Origin of the sequence: Vibrio cyclitrophicus, from assembly GCF_024347435.1 — a bacterium.
GTDB lineage: Bacteria > Pseudomonadota > Gammaproteobacteria > Enterobacterales > Vibrionaceae > Vibrio > Vibrio cyclitrophicus.
The window spans coordinates 2,621,350-2,635,597 of record NZ_AP025480.1 but is presented as its reverse complement, the minus strand read 5'-3'; the positions used below and the strand labels follow the sequence as shown (position 1 = coordinate 2,635,597).

The window sequence follows — 14,248 nt, the reverse complement described above, 5'->3', positions numbered from 1 at the left end:
TTTTTGATTCAGGGTATTAAAGAGCCATATCTAACCTCTAGAAACCAAATGGGTTGGAAATTAGATATCAGCTCAAGAAACCATGAGACGCTTTGTTGTATGAGCTATATATCAAAAATATCACTCGCAATTTTTATAAATTCATACAGCAACGGCTATGGTATTTCGCGTGTGAAGCATACTCTTTGATGGACTTATTAAGGACAGATAAGAGAATCCATCATGTTAAAAATCAAATATCTGGCGACAGTGCTCGGCTGCACATTGGCTGCGCAAAGTCATGCGTCTTTGAATATCCAACCTGATCCGCAAAACCCGAATGGTTACCTTGTTGAAAAGTCGGCATTACAAGCTGCTGAACAAGCGAAAACATCCGATCCTATGTATGCGATCTGGTCGCAGGCCCTTCAAACTCGCCCGAACACAATCGTTGAAGCGATTGAACCCGGTTCCCCCTCTAATCCTGAAAACGTAAAACGAGTCGAACGTGTATTCCCTCAATCTGAATGGAACTTCCTCACTCAGATGGCTGCACCAGAATACACCTACACTCGTTTCTTACGTGCGATTGGTAAATTCCCCGCTTTCTGTGGAGAGTACACCGATGGTCGTGACTCCGACGCTATCTGTAAAAAATCCATTATCACGGCCTTTGCTCATTTCTCACAAGAGACGGGTGGCCACATCGCGATAGACAACACCTCTGATAACCCATTAGCGCTAGAAGAGTGGCAGCAAGCGTTGGTACATGTTCGTGAAATGGGCTGGTCTGAAGGCCAAGAGGGCTACACTACGGGTTGTGGTCAGAACGATTGGCAAAATGCTCGCTGGCCATGTGCCGCGGGGCAGGGTTACTTTGGGCGAGGTGCCAAGCAGCTTTCTTACCATTTTAATTACGGTGCGTTCTCTGAAGTGATGTTCGATGGTGATGCAACGGTGTTACTGAATAATCCGGGCTTAGTCGCTGATTCTTGGCTGAACTTGGCTTCTGCTATCTGGTTCTTCCTTACTCCTCAAGCACCTAAACCAGCAATGCTGCACGTTATCGACCGCACTTGGACGCCATCTCAGCGCGAATTAGATGCGGGCATTGGTTATGGGTTTGGTACCACGATCAATGTGATTAATGGTGGTATTGAATGTGGGGAGCAGAACAAAGATAAAGGCCAACCGGTTAACCGTATTCGTTATTGGGAAGGGTTAGCAGCGCACTACGAGATCCCTGTAGAAGCGGATGAAGCCAATACATGTTGGCAGCAAACGCCTTACGGAAGCTTGAACCTTAACGGTGCGACGGATGTGCTGTATACCAACTGGGATGGCAACTGGAAATATTACGCAGACCGCCCAGAAGGCTACTCATTTGAATGTGAGTTGGTTGGATTCCAAACGGCATATTCAGCGCTGGTGGCTGGCGATTACGAGAAGTGTGTGACCAACTTTTATGGTTCTCATGCGAGCTGGCCTGAAGTGAAAGTGGTCGACAAGCTTGATCCGGTAGATCCTGGTACTGATCCCGGTGGTAACGGTTGGAGTGCGACGAAGGTTTATAACGCGGGTGACCAAGTGACTCACAACGGTGCAACCTACGAAGCGAAATGGTGGACACAAGGGGATGACCCTGCCAATGGTGGCCCTTGGAAGTTGCTTACTGGAGATCCGACACCACCCGTTGTCACAGACCCGTCGCCAGTCGATCCAGTTCCGGTAGAACCAACACCGGTTGAGCCGCCTGTCGTCGTTGACCCATCGGTATTTATTACATGGCAAGCAGGTGTCAGCCAGGTGAGTAATGGTGAAAAGGTGACACATAACGGCAAGTGTTTCGTAGCTAAAAACGGTCCGGGTGTTTGGGAAAGCCCCGTACAGTCGAATTGGTTCTGGGATGAAATTAGTTGTCAGTGATCTGTCATTATTAATCAACCTCTGCTTTAGATTGGCTTACTAAGCTGACCCGTGTTGTTCAAAAGCCGAAAGTTATGACTTTCGGCTTTTTTATTGCGCCTTCTCACCATGAGAGTTGAGAAGCCACACTATCCACACTATCAAACACTGAGTTGAATAATGACTCCTACTTTCTTTCATTAAGGAAATCGTTTCAGGTAGGTTGCTCTGCACTCTCGTTAATAAGAGGATTATTTAACTAGTTATGAAATAAAGTTCTGTACAAATGACTCTTGTGAATTTATATTCATTTTTTAATTATATTTATTCTTCTATTTTAGGGTTAAGGTGTACCTATGGAACAGACAGATATCACGTCACTCATCCCCATTGTGATTACTTTGGTGTTGTCATTGGCGACAAGGAATGTAGTGATCGGCCTTTTTGCTGGCGTATTGAGTGGTGTAGCAATGCTCACCGGTATGTTTAGTGAACTTAATCCTCTTGATACGTTTGGCACTATGGTGAAAGGCTATCTGGTACCTCAACTGACCGATAGCTATAATGCAGGTGTGATTATGCTTTTGATTTTCATCGGCGGTTTTGTTGCTTTGATGGAAAAGTCCGGTGGTGGTGTCGCATTCGCAAAGCGGGTGACTCAGTGGGTAAGCAATAAATGCCAAGCTCAAGTGTCTGCTTGGTTAGGTGGAATTGTTATATTTTTCTCAGACTTAGGCACTCCTTTAATTGTCGGCCCTGTTTTTCGTCCCCTTTTCGATAAACTGAAACTTTCAAGACAGAAGCTAGCATTCATTATTGACTCAACCTCCTCTCCCGTCGCGATTCTTATCCCTTTTATTGGCTGGGGTGTTTATATCATGGGGTTGATTCAAAAAGAGTTTACCGCTTTGAATGTCAACATGTCGGATTGGGATGCTTTCATCGGCGCGATTCCTTTTCAGTTCTACGCTTTCTTAGCGATCTTTATTGTTCCTTTAGTTTCTTTTAAAGGTTTAGACTTCGGACCAATGGCAAAGGCAGAGCGTGATTGCCAAGCGGGTCTTTGTTCTGGTGCGAATAATGAGTCGTTGAATCCTTTCTCGCATAAAAATGCAAAAGCATCTTTTGTTTGGGCACCGCTACTCGTGATGGTCGTTGTATTGTTCACCATGTTGGTTCCGCAAGGCTTCCCGTTCCAAAAGGTTGCAGGTTCGTCATTCAGAGCGGCTTTATCATCGGCTTATTTTTTTGCTGCGATTACCTTGATCTCGCTAATGGCTTATTACGGTGTAAGAAAATTGTCTGATGGTGTTTCGGTGTATTTAAAGGGCATGGGAAATATGATGCCTGTAGCGATCATTCTTGTATTGGCATGGGCGTTAAGCACCGTCGGTAAAGAGTTAGGCGCCGCGGCTTATATTGCAGAACAAGCACAAAGTGGCTTTCCTTACTGGTTAGTGCCTGCCGTCGCTTTTTTGTTGTCGGCGATTATTTCATTCGCAACGGGATCGTCGTGGGGAACCTTCGCGATTATGATGCCATTGGTTATTCCAACCGCTTTTGCGATTGATGCGCCTTTACTAGTGGCAATCGGTGCTGTGTTGTCGGGAGGTTTGTTTGGGGATCACTGTTCACCGATCTCTGAAACAACCATTCTTTCTTCAACTGGCGCAGGGTGTGATCAATTTGAACACTTTAAGACTCAACTTCCTTATGCGTTGATGAATGGCTCTATCGCATTGGTGAGCTTTGTTGTGGCAGGCTTTACGGGAAGTACATGGGTTGTGCTAGGAGCTCTGATTGCTCAGCTTATCCTTGTGACTCTGTTAGCCAAGTACGATGCGAGTAAAAACACTTCTTCAGAAGTTCAACCTCAAGTGTCTGAATCTAAAACACAACAAGCGTAATTTAAGATTACAGAAGAGGGCGAGATTCCAGATATCTCGTCCCTCGATTCTGGAATGACGATCCAATGAGTAGATACGGGATGCGAGTAAACGAGTAACGAAAAGCTCGCCATCTGTTGCCTACGTTTGCTATTAAGGGTGCGCTTACTCAAATCTAAAGACTCTTTTCGCATCCCCATCTCGTTTATCGTACCTAAAAAAACCTCGTCATTCCCCACAGTAAGTAACGAACGTGACAGAGGGCTTTTGTGTGCCGCAAGTGCTCATATCGAAGAGTAGATTCCAGATATCCCGTCCCTCGATTCTAGAGTGACGTAGCACCAGGCTTTGTCTCATTGCCTCAACACTTACCTCACTCGTCATTCCTTACAGTGAGGAACGAACGTGATAGGGAATCTGTTTATTGATAGTTTCGGTGAATTGAATAGGTTCATTATGAAACCTATTTTCCATAAGATCATTTGTACAATCTTAGTTTTCGATAACTGGATTACCTAGTTGTACGGTTTATAGATTAAAATTTTCTGATAATTTTTATCGTTTTTTTTTAATCAACCACTTTAATAAGGTAAATTCGTAATGTCGACCAAACTAGCTAACCCTGCGCCACTAGGCTTAATGGGTTTCGGTATGACCACCATTCTTCTTAATATCCACAACGCAGGTTTCTTCCCAATCGATTCTATGATTCTTGCAATGGGTATTTTTTACGGTGGTTTGAGCCAAGTTATCGTGGGCACTATGTGTTTCAAACGTGGTGACACGTTCGGTACAACAGCGTTTACTTCTTACGGCCTATTCTGGTTGTCTTTGGTTGGTTTGATTGTAATGCCTTACATGGGCCTTCCAGCAAGCCCTGCTGCATTCATGGGTTGGTACCTATTACTATGGGGTATTTTCACAGGCTTCATGTTCATCGGTTCTCTATGTTACCCAGTTGCGAAGCAAGTAGTATTCGGTTCACTAACTATCTTGTTCTTCCTGCTAGCCGCTCGTGATTTCACTGGCAGCGAACTAATCGGCACTATCGCTGGTTTTGAAGGTATTTTCTGTGGCGCTTCAGCTATCTACTTTGCAATGGCACAAGTAATCAACAACGAATACGGCCGCACAGTACTGCCTATCGGTGAGAAGAAAGCACCTCAAATGGCAACACAAGAAATTGCTGCTTAATGCTCTAACTCGGGAACAGTTAGTTTGTTATAAGCTGTTTATTGGTTATGAACAAAACAAAAGGGGTTAGCCGAAATGGCTAACCCCTTTTTTATGCGTTATTAATAGAGCCAGTTAAAGAGGTCTATTTGTTAAAGCAATCTATTTGTTAAGGCGAGTTTAAGCTGAAGGTTGCTCTACAGGTTTAGTGTCTGCAGTTTCAGCTTCAGGAGATTTTCCTGTTTTACGCTTGTACTTCTCTTCCCAGTAGGTAGCACCTTTAATGCCTAGTTTTACAGGGTTGAACGTGTACTCAGTGACGCCTTGTTTCTGCTGTTCTTCGTAGTCTGCAAGAGCTTTAAGCGCAGGCTTAGACATGAAGAAGATGATCAGAATACCGACAATGTTTAACCACGCCATCAAACCAACACCAACATCACCCATTGCCCATGCAAGGTTAGCTGTTTTAACTGTGCCATAGAAAACGGCAGTAATAAGAACAAGCTTAAGTACGAACATCATGCCAGGAATTTTGATAGTACGACGTAGGTAAGCAATATTCGTTTCTGCGATGTAGTAGTAAGCAAGAATTGTTGTAAATGCGAAGAAGAACAGAGCAAATGCGATGAACGGCTTACCAATGCCTGGTAGTGCACTTTCAATAGCAAGCTGTGTAAATACAGGACCGTTGGCACCAATGTTTGCTGCTAGGTTCTGAACAAGGAACACACCTTCAGCGCCGCCGTGAACGTTGTAAGCACCAGTGATGATGATCATGAACGCTGTAGCTGAACATACTAGAAGTGTATCGATGTAGATAGAGAACGCTTGTACCAAACCTTGCTGAGCTGGGTGATCAACACTTGCAGCCGCAGCCGCGTGAGGACCTGTACCTTGACCCGCTTCGTTTGAGTAAACACCACGCTTAACACCCCAACCAATTGCAGCACCGAAGCCTGCCATAGGTGTGAATGCATCGCCAATGATCATTGCGAAAACCGTTGGCACTTGGCCGATGTTTAGCAGAATGATAACGAACGCGATGATGATGTAAGCCAGTGCCATGAATGGAACAACGATTTGTGTGAAGTTCGCAATACGTTTAACACCACCAAAGATGATGAACGCTAGGATAATAGCAACTACAGTACCAGTGAAAATTTTAGCGAAACTGAATGTACCGATAGCTGTTTCAATCATGTCACCTGAGCCAAATGCAGCTTCTACAGCATTACCAATACTGTTTGACTGAACACCTGGAAGCAAAATACCACATGCAAAAATAGTCGCGATAGCAAAGATCCAAGCGTACCATTTTTGACCCATCGCTTTTTCGATGTAGTAAGCCGGACCACCACGAAACTGGCCTTCATCTTCTTCTTTGTAGATTTGCGCTAGCGTTGATTCTGCGTAAGCTGTTGCAGCGCCAAAGAAAGCCACTACCCACATCCAGAATACTGCACCTGGGCCGCCGAAACCGATAGCGGCAGCAACACCAGCAATGTTACCTGTACCGACACGGCCAGATAGAGAAACGGCCAGAGCTTGGAAAGACGAGATGCCTTTTGACGAGCTTTTACCCGATAGTAGCAAGCGCCACATTTCAAAGAAGTGACGGATTTGAACAAATCGAGTCATGATGGAGTAGAACAAACCTGCACCTAAACATAGGTAGATAAGTACTGGACTCCAGATTATTCCATTCAAAAAATCAACGAATGACTGCATGAGTATTTTCCCTGTTAGTTTTGCTTATGATTGTTTTTCGAACAACACAATACTTCACTTGTAACCCGAGTGTTAAATTATTTAACTGCTTATTAGGATTACTGTGACATAAAGCATGTTACAGGGAGTGTTTGTTAACGCTTAGTGCTAATTTGATAATCGTTTCATTAAAATTGATATGCAATTAGTTGTTTTTAGTGTCGGTTTGTAAAGTGAATAAATAGTGATTAATACAAATTTTCGAAACTCACAATATGTGTCAGAAGGGAAAGTAGAAGAAAAATGAGAGGAAACGTTGTTCAGTACTAATGACTGTTAACACATTACGACGGTAAAGACGCAAGAATATATCACCGATATAGTGAAATTACGCAGGTTTAAGGGGAGGTATTATTTAAAATGTCAGTAGTAATTTTAGAACTTTCCGTAAGGATTACCGCAATCAGAAATCGTGAATCAATCGCCTGTTTTAAACGACTTTAAATCCTTTCCCAACCAAAGCTTGAGCGAACTCAGACTGAGTGTTTGGATCTCCGTGAATCAAATGTACCTCTTTGGGTGGCACGGTTATTTCTTCTATAAATCGATTGAGATCATCTTTATCAGCATGGGCAGAGTAGCCAGACATGCCATGAATTTGAGCATTGACCTCAACGTGTTGGTTATCGATGGAAACCTGTTTCTCTCCTTGTTGTAGCTCTCGCCCGAGCGTTCCGTGAGCTTGATAGCCTGCTAAAATTACATCGGTGCGTTTATCGGGAAGTAAAGCTGATAAGTAGTTCATTATCCTGCCGCCCTGACACATCCCAGAAGCTGCGACCACAATTGCGGGTTCACCTGTCGAACGCAGGCGATTGACGATTTTCTTGTGCATTCTATGCCCATCAACAGTAATGCATTGCTCAAAAGCGAGTGGGTGACGTTTTAGTTCAAGACGTTGCTTTGCTTCTTGTCCCCACAGCTCTTTAAAGCGTCGGTAGGATCGCGTTACTTTCTCTGCCATAGGCGAATCGAGGATAATAGGAATATCGGCGCTGAGTTGATGTTCAAAGATCAGATTTTCGATATCAAACAGCAGTTCTTGTGTTCTTCCGATACTAAATGCCGGGATCAGGATGACACCACCATCGAGTAGTGAACGGTCAATAATTGCTTTGAGACGCTCAGAGCGTGTTGCAATATCGTCGTGCGTGCTGGTGCCATAAGTGGATTCAATAAATAGGTAATCGGCTTGTTGTGGTGGTTTCGGATCCGGCAGCAGTGGCGTGTTACTTGGACCCAAGTCGCCAGAAAAGACCACCACCTCTTGGTTGGGTAACTTAATCTCAATATAGGCGGAGCCTAAGATATGCCCGGCAGGTTGAAAACGGGCATACAGAGTATTTGGCCTATGATGATCCTTTCCGTCGTTTTGCTGTTTAGAGACAATTGGAAACCACTCTCCATAAGGCTTGGGAGCAATCAACGAATGAATCTTTTTGAGTATCAGCTTCGACTGTTTATTGCTGAGTCCTTGCAGCTTTATACCATCTTCAATCATTAAAGGAGCGAGTTCAGCCGTCGCCTGAGTGCAATAAATCGGTTGGTTAAAGCCACTGGCGAGTAACCAAGGTAATCGACCAATATGATCAATGTGAGTATGAGTCAGCAGCAGAGCGTTAAGGTGGGACGTTTCAAATTCAATATCAAGAGGGCGTGCGTCTTCCCCTTGAAGCTTTTTACCTTGAAGCTCTAAACCTTGAAAAAGGCCACAATCGATGAGTACCGCTTGGCCTGAATCTCTTAATTCGTGACAAGATCCTGTGACGGTATGTTTGCCGCCATGGTGAATCACTTCCATCGTTTACTCCCATTGCTCTATAAAGCCATTAACGCCTGTTTTTATTTTGCGGATAAGCGCCGGCATGTAAAACAAGAACAATGAGAGTTGCGATCGTTGAGTGTCTTTTTAAGTCATTGAGCGATGGCTCAGTGTGTTCGTTGTGAGTTAGCTCGTAGAAGAACGGTCTGAATCCAGCTCTGGGTGTTGTTGTTCCTCTAAACGAGCCACTTCGGCATCAAGTTCTGCGATTTTCTCTGCCATGAGTGCGTGACAGCGATTGGCTAACTCTCTTGCGTCGCTGAGCTTGTATCCAGACACATCGATAGGTTCCAGCATCTCGGTGATCACAATGCCATTATTAACTCGGTTGAGGTCAATCTTATTGTGCGTAGTGCTGGTACACATTGGGGTAATAGGTACGCCGGCTTCAATCGCCATCCGGAAAGCCCCTGTTTTGAATGGCAATAATCCACGCCCTTTACTGCGTGTTCCTTCTGGGTAAACCCAAACAGACAGATCTCTGTGATGGATCGCTTCTGCCACTTGCTTGATGGTATCACGTGCTTTGGACTTATCTTCGCGGTTAATCATGATGTTACCGGTGATCCAATACAGCAGACCAAAGAAAGGCACATACAACAAATCACGCTTGCCCAATGAAACAGTGCGAGGCCTTAGCATTCCTGGGTCGGTCACAAAGTCCAATATGCTTTGGTGGTTAGAGATGTAGACGCTTTTTTCTGACGTTGGCGCATTGTCTAGGCCGCGCTGCACCAGTTTTACACCGACGATCTTTTGTAGCTGGTTGAACCAACGACAGAAAACGTACACATGCTTGGGGTTCTTGGGGCTAAACAAGCAGTAAACAAAAGCAAATAGGGTGGTGATAATAATAAACACCGTAGCCAAAATTATACGAAGAACAGCAAGCACAACTCACTCCTTACTCACTACAAAATTGTAATGGTTAAATCGTTTTAGGTCGTTGAAGTTTTTACCCTATTTAACCAAATTGCAACAATTTACTGTAATAGAAGCGTGTTTTTAGATCTGTATATAAAACAAGGACTAACAATGGGTGTTTGACACAGTTATCGAGCTTACACGTGTTCACCAGTAATGGTTAATGATCACCAATATTGTTTATTTGGATCTGACTTTTCCACCCATTCCGGATCTTGACGCGATTCTAAGTAGAGCTGTAGGCCGTTATAAGACATGAAAGCCGCAGGACCTCCTAAGTGTTCGAAATAGTCAAAATAATCATCTTCGAGTGAACAAAGGTGAGCTAAATCTTTAACGTTATTCATCATTGCCCATTGAATAGCGAACACCGGAGCCGTCGAACCTGAAATCGTGACTTCTTCAACATTTGGGTTAAACAGTGAGTTAGCTTGTTCAAGCAATATCTCTTCTTGCTCAGACTCTTGCTGTAAAACCTCTTCGATGATCTCCGAGCGCTTGGTATTGGAGACATTCTTGTTCAGCTTGGCGATTCGCAGTGCGTAGCTAAATCGGTCTGATGAAACGATGTCGACAAGTTGCGATAGCAGTTCTTTATCCACCCCTGCCGCCTTGGTGAAGTAGTCGATACACGAATTGATTGAAGCATAACGAGTACCGTCGAATTCAAAGCCACTGGTTTCGTCGTAGGCCTCGATTACAATGTCATCAACCGACAAAGGCCAACCTTTATAGTCAATTCGCTGCTTGGCGATTTGATACATCTTCCAAGCACTGCGCCCAAACCCGCCAAGCGTCGAGCCAGAGAAATCTGAATCAATAAGCTCTTGCTCCGTCCAGTTCTCACCAATCCCTAAGTGCTTTGCGTATTTATCGATGAGTGCGTGTTTTATCTGATCGCGCACAGCCCAAATTGAGGTCAGATTCTTTGAGTAGTTAATTCTCGCACACTCATTACAAGTCGGCAGTGCTATCGGTGAGTGACCAATCTTGGCAACAGCTTGCGCTGTCTTAGGAAATTCAACAACATCATTGGAAGGTTCACCACAAAACCAACAGGTGTGGCGTAGGTTGAACGGGGTATCTATATGTGAGTATGTGTTCATTAGTCTAATTCTGCAGGGGGTGAGGTTGGGGTAGCATCAAAATAATTATCCTTGTTCACGTGTCACCTTGCACCTGGTTTGTTTCATTTTCCGTGGAGTTTAATTTTAAGTCGTAGATTACAGGAATCGTCCTATAGATATATATTGATATAAAACAGTGACTAACGATGAATGTTTATGGATGTAGCTGAAGTTACATGTGCCGCTAGTAATCCTGTATGGCCGCCATTACTATGGTGTTAATTTTCTTACTCCAATAGCGCATATGTCCTCATCGATTCCTTTTTGCGATAAAAATGCTGATCAAAATCAGTAGATGTGGACTGAATTGAAGGGAATATCGATTTGGAGAAATAGAGTCATTTAAGTCCACTTAGTTTATATAGCGAAATTAGCATTGATTCCCGCTATTTTTGTATAGCTTTTTCAATATAGGATTCTACTCATGGAAAAAAACAAATGTATATGGTAGAAAGTTCATAAAATTTCGTATAAAAGCCCCCTGTCAGTTTGAGGTGACACGTAGTATGGATCGTTCGTTAGTTGATACATTTAGCCTTATCAAGGCCCATGAATTATTACTTCCAGATTTTCAGAGAGACTATAAATGGAATATTCCAAAACAACAAAGTCTCATGGCTTCAATTTTGCTCAACTTTCCTGTGGGGAGCTCACTCATTCTTAAAGGTCATTCTGATGATTTTGCTTTAAGAAAAATTGGTGAAACGGGGCAATTTAGCACTGGTTCTTCGGATCCTTGTGAGTACCTTTTAGATGGGCAGCAACGTACCACTACGTTATATAATGCTTTTAATGATGTATACAACTTCTCAAAGTTTTCGACACTAGAAGAACTGACTGAATTCGTTTCGTTAAAAGCTAATCCAATGAAGGTGCGTTGGTTTATTCGAGTTCCTGTTTTAGGAACTGTTAATGAATCTGTTACTGATTTGTTCGGGGCAAGTAAGGTTAAATTTGACAAGGAGACTGCAGACCTATTTGAACCTGATGACATTATTGATGTTTTTAATGGTGAAACTTTTAATGAAAAAAACAACAAAGGTGTTAGTAAGTGGTTTTCTCCCTACTATCAATTAAAACTGCTTCTTGAAGGTAAAACAGAACCTCAAATTGCCACTCAGTTTGTAGAAGATTGTGTTAACAGAGGTATGATTCCTTTGTATTTAGTTGGCTCTAAACCCGCCTTGGTCAGTCGAATATTAAAAGGTATTGCGGAAAAGAATGCACAAGCTATTCGAGATGAGTTCGAATTAGACTTTGAGCATATTAAATCGAATTATGATAGCGCTCAAGTTTTCGATGGCTACTCTTCGATAGAGGAATTCGAAAGTGATGGGTTAGTTTATTCAGATGAGTTGGATAACATCTTTGTGAATTGCAAAAATGATTGGCAAAACGATGTAAAAAACTATCTCATTAAAGATATTTATGAAACATACTCTTTAAGCAGCATTGTTACTGATGATATTCGACGTGCAATCCCAATATTTTGTCATCTGAACGACGGTGGAATGCCCCTTGATGATTTTGATTTGGTTTCAGCAAAAGCAGCGAAGAAGCTTCCAACTGATACTGTAACTTATTCAATGAGCACAATCGTTCGTAATATGTTTAGTCATCCATTTATCCTTTGTGACACATTGAAATATGACACCAGTTCACGCTCAGGTTTATTGGATTTTTCTAACTTTGACCTGTTAGAGGACGGGCTACCTAAGGGCTATGTATCGAAAGCGATTCTTGCAATTTGTACAGCGTTAGCAATTAGAGAAAAGTCTAACTCAGGTGATTTCATAGTTAAGAAAAAGGATACTAGTTCAAAAACCTTATTGAGCTTGGACACTGAGACTATTCGAGAGTATATGGAAATAGCAACAGAAGCAGTACAACGTGCTATTTCATTCTTAATATGTAGATGTGGTGTATATAACGGGAAGAAATTACATTACAAGTTGATGATTCAACCTATAGCCTATGTGTTAGCTGATGATGGTATTTGGAATAGTCAGTCTTCTTTAAAACGAGTGGAATATTGGTATTGGTCTAGTGCCTTTTCTGGGCGTTACTTATATGACCAAAGTGCAGTAGTTATAGAAGATATCAACCAGCTCTACGATTGGGTTAAAAATGATGAAGGTTCTATTATATTGGGTAGAGAATCTAAGATTTTCGATGATGATAAATATTGCTCTAAGGATCTTCTAACACAGAAATTAAATGAATACCCTAAAGAAGGCATTCACTCTTTAATTTTGCAGTATGTTTTAAGTGAATCTTCTAGTTATGACTTACTCGCTGATAGAAATGAGCCTCTAAATAGTTACCAATTGAATACTAATGGAGATGTAACGCTATGGCCTACAGGTTCTTCTGGTGGATTGAATGATCATCATATTATACCTTTGGGAATGATTACTGGATTAGGAGAGAAGACTGAAGAAATTAGAAAAGATCCTAACCATAAACTCAACACTCCATTAAATCGAGTGTTGATATCTAGCGATGCTAATAATGCAATTAGTTCTATGGATCCATCCCGATACTTCGCTGATATACCGTCAAACAGTATCGTTTTACAGTCTTTATTGATTGGTTCTACTTTTGGAACGATCTCGACGTCTTCTAGTGAATCTGCTATTTCGACTGCTTTAGAAGAAAGGTTTGACAATTTGGTTAAATCGGTTGGTTCAAGGCTATTAAAGCTTAGAACTTAATCAATATATAAAAATGAGTGGCTGCTGCCACTCATTTTTGAAGGTCTATTTATAACACGTCACACAAGCACCACCACCTTCATCAAGGTCGTACATTGCATCCATATCTAATGTGTCAATTAGCATACTTTCATCTACCATAGCATGCATACCTAAACGACGCTTACGCTCGCGAGCTTTTTTCTTCTCAAAGCGTTTCTGCACTTTTTCGTGGTTTGCTTTAATTTGAGCAATACGAGTAGGGTCTTCTAAAGACTCTAGAGGTTCGTTTGGACCCATCCAAAAGAATGTTTCACCATTCGCACTTGTTTCTGCTCGCTTCTCATAAGATTTTGCTTCAGCAAAAGCTTCTGGGTGTCGTTCCATAAGACGAACCCACTCAATTTTACGTTGGAAGAAACAAAATGTGCATCCTGAACGAGAGCGCCACTCATAATATTTTGGCAAACCGAGTCCTGCACTATCAAGAATATCAAGTACGCCTTGCTTCTTAATACCGTCATCAGCAAAAGGCATTTTTATCTTCAAGTACTTTTGACTTTCATTAGGACGGTAGCCGTCTCGCCAAGGTTCATCAGCACGAATGCCTACATAAGACACTACTTCATACCCTTCGTCTAAATAAGGCTTAATCCACTTTTCAAATGGTTCAAGCTTCATACGAATAGTGCACCAGCGTTGCTGTCCTGCAGGTAAGAAATTGTTGTGCTGTTCTAGCCAGTAATCAAACCCTTTTTTGTCATTTATATGAGATATTGGTTTGCCAAGAACAATTTCTAGTTGCTCTAGATAATCGTAAACTTCTGGTAGTTCTTTTCCGGTATCAGTAAAGAAATAATCGATGTCGATCTCAGGGTAATTTCTTGCCATGTAAACCGCTAGGGCAGCACTGTCTTTGCCACCAGAAAGCCCGAGAACATGTTTAACTTTACGTTGTTGACTCATGATTAA

9 protein-coding genes are annotated in these 14,248 nt (G+C 42.4%); 4 read left to right on the top strand and 5 right to left on the bottom strand.

Annotated elements, in window-relative coordinates; all coding sequences use genetic code 11:
• Positions 1–222 precede the first annotated feature (222 nt).
• The 3 genes from OCW38_RS11620 to OCW38_RS11610 all read left to right on the top strand — a co-directional run bounded on the left by OCW38_RS11620 (position 223) and on the right by OCW38_RS11610 (position 4,964).
• Entirely contained in the window at positions 223–1,905 is a 1,683-nt protein-coding gene (locus OCW38_RS11620) for a chitinase (RefSeq protein ID WP_261894137.1), read from the top strand.
• Between the two features lie 335 nt (positions 1,906–2,240).
• Positions 2,241–3,791, top strand: coding sequence for a Na+/H+ antiporter NhaC family protein (locus tag OCW38_RS11615; protein WP_010440609.1), 1,551 nt, complete (start codon positions 2,241–2,243; stop codon positions 3,789–3,791).
• A 579-nt stretch (positions 3,792–4,370) separates the two neighbouring features.
• Entirely contained in the window at positions 4,371–4,964 is a 594-nt protein-coding gene (locus tag OCW38_RS11610) for an acetate uptake transporter (protein ID WP_010440610.1), read from the top strand.
• Positions 4,965–5,123: 159 nt separating this feature from the next.
• On the opposite strand, the gene OCW38_RS11605 is transcribed toward OCW38_RS11610, so the two are convergent.
• The 4 genes from OCW38_RS11605 to OCW38_RS11590 form a co-directional block, all read right to left on the bottom strand.
• On the bottom strand, positions 5,124–6,671 hold the full coding sequence (locus tag OCW38_RS11605) for an alanine/glycine:cation symporter family protein (protein WP_016767148.1): 1,548 nt from the start codon (positions 6,669–6,671) through the stop codon (positions 5,124–5,126).
• A gap of 469 nt (positions 6,672–7,140) precedes the next feature.
• Entirely contained in the window at positions 7,141–8,511 is a 1,371-nt protein-coding gene (locus OCW38_RS11600; protein WP_016799075.1) for an MBL fold metallo-hydrolase, read from the bottom strand.
• 147 nt (positions 8,512–8,658) lie between these two features.
• The gene (locus OCW38_RS11595) at positions 8,659–9,426 is read right to left on the bottom strand and encodes a 1-acylglycerol-3-phosphate O-acyltransferase (RefSeq protein ID WP_016784816.1); all 768 of its coding nucleotides are present in this window, start codon (positions 9,424–9,426) and stop codon (positions 8,659–8,661) included.
• Between the two features lie 197 nt (positions 9,427–9,623).
• Entirely contained in the window at positions 9,624–10,562 is a 939-nt protein-coding gene (locus OCW38_RS11590; RefSeq protein WP_261894134.1) for a hypothetical protein, read from the bottom strand.
• Between the two features lie 527 nt (positions 10,563–11,089).
• Between OCW38_RS11590 and OCW38_RS11585 the strand changes: the two genes are divergently transcribed.
• A complete protein-coding gene (locus tag OCW38_RS11585) occupies positions 11,090–13,297 on the top strand; it encodes a DUF262 domain-containing protein (protein ID WP_146492993.1) in 2,208 nt (735 codons plus the stop codon).
• A 45-nt stretch (positions 13,298–13,342) separates the two neighbouring features.
• Here the strand turns inward: OCW38_RS11585 and OCW38_RS11580 are convergent, their stop codons facing one another.
• Entirely contained in the window at positions 13,343–14,242 is a 900-nt protein-coding gene (locus OCW38_RS11580) for a phosphoadenosine phosphosulfate reductase family protein (protein WP_146492994.1), read from the bottom strand.
• Positions 14,243–14,248 lie beyond the last annotated feature (6 nt).

What these genes read in the sequence shown, in the direction of transcription:
- OCW38_RS11620 (WP_261894137.1), top strand. Translation starts at nt 223, where the DNA reads ATGTTAAAAATCAAATATCTGGCGACAGTGCTCGGCTGCACATTGGCT.
- OCW38_RS11580 (WP_146492994.1), bottom strand. Translation starts at nt 14,242, where the DNA reads ATGAGTCAACAACGTAAAGTTAAACATGTTCTCGGGCTTTCTGGTGGC.
- OCW38_RS11615 (WP_010440609.1), top strand. Translation starts at nt 2,241, where the DNA reads ATGGAACAGACAGATATCACGTCACTCATCCCCATTGTGATTACTTTG.
- OCW38_RS11605 (WP_016767148.1), bottom strand. Translation starts at nt 6,671, where the DNA reads ATGCAGTCATTCGTTGATTTTTTGAATGGAATAATCTGGAGTCCAGTA.
- OCW38_RS11585 (WP_146492993.1), top strand. Translation starts at nt 11,090, where the DNA reads ATGGATCGTTCGTTAGTTGATACATTTAGCCTTATCAAGGCCCATGAA.
- OCW38_RS11590 (WP_261894134.1), bottom strand. Translation starts at nt 10,562, where the DNA reads ATGAACACATACTCACATATAGATACCCCGTTCAACCTACGCCACACC.
- OCW38_RS11600 (WP_016799075.1), bottom strand. Translation starts at nt 8,511, where the DNA reads ATGGAAGTGATTCACCATGGCGGCAAACATACCGTCACAGGATCTTGT.
- OCW38_RS11610 (WP_010440610.1), top strand. Translation starts at nt 4,371, where the DNA reads ATGTCGACCAAACTAGCTAACCCTGCGCCACTAGGCTTAATGGGTTTC.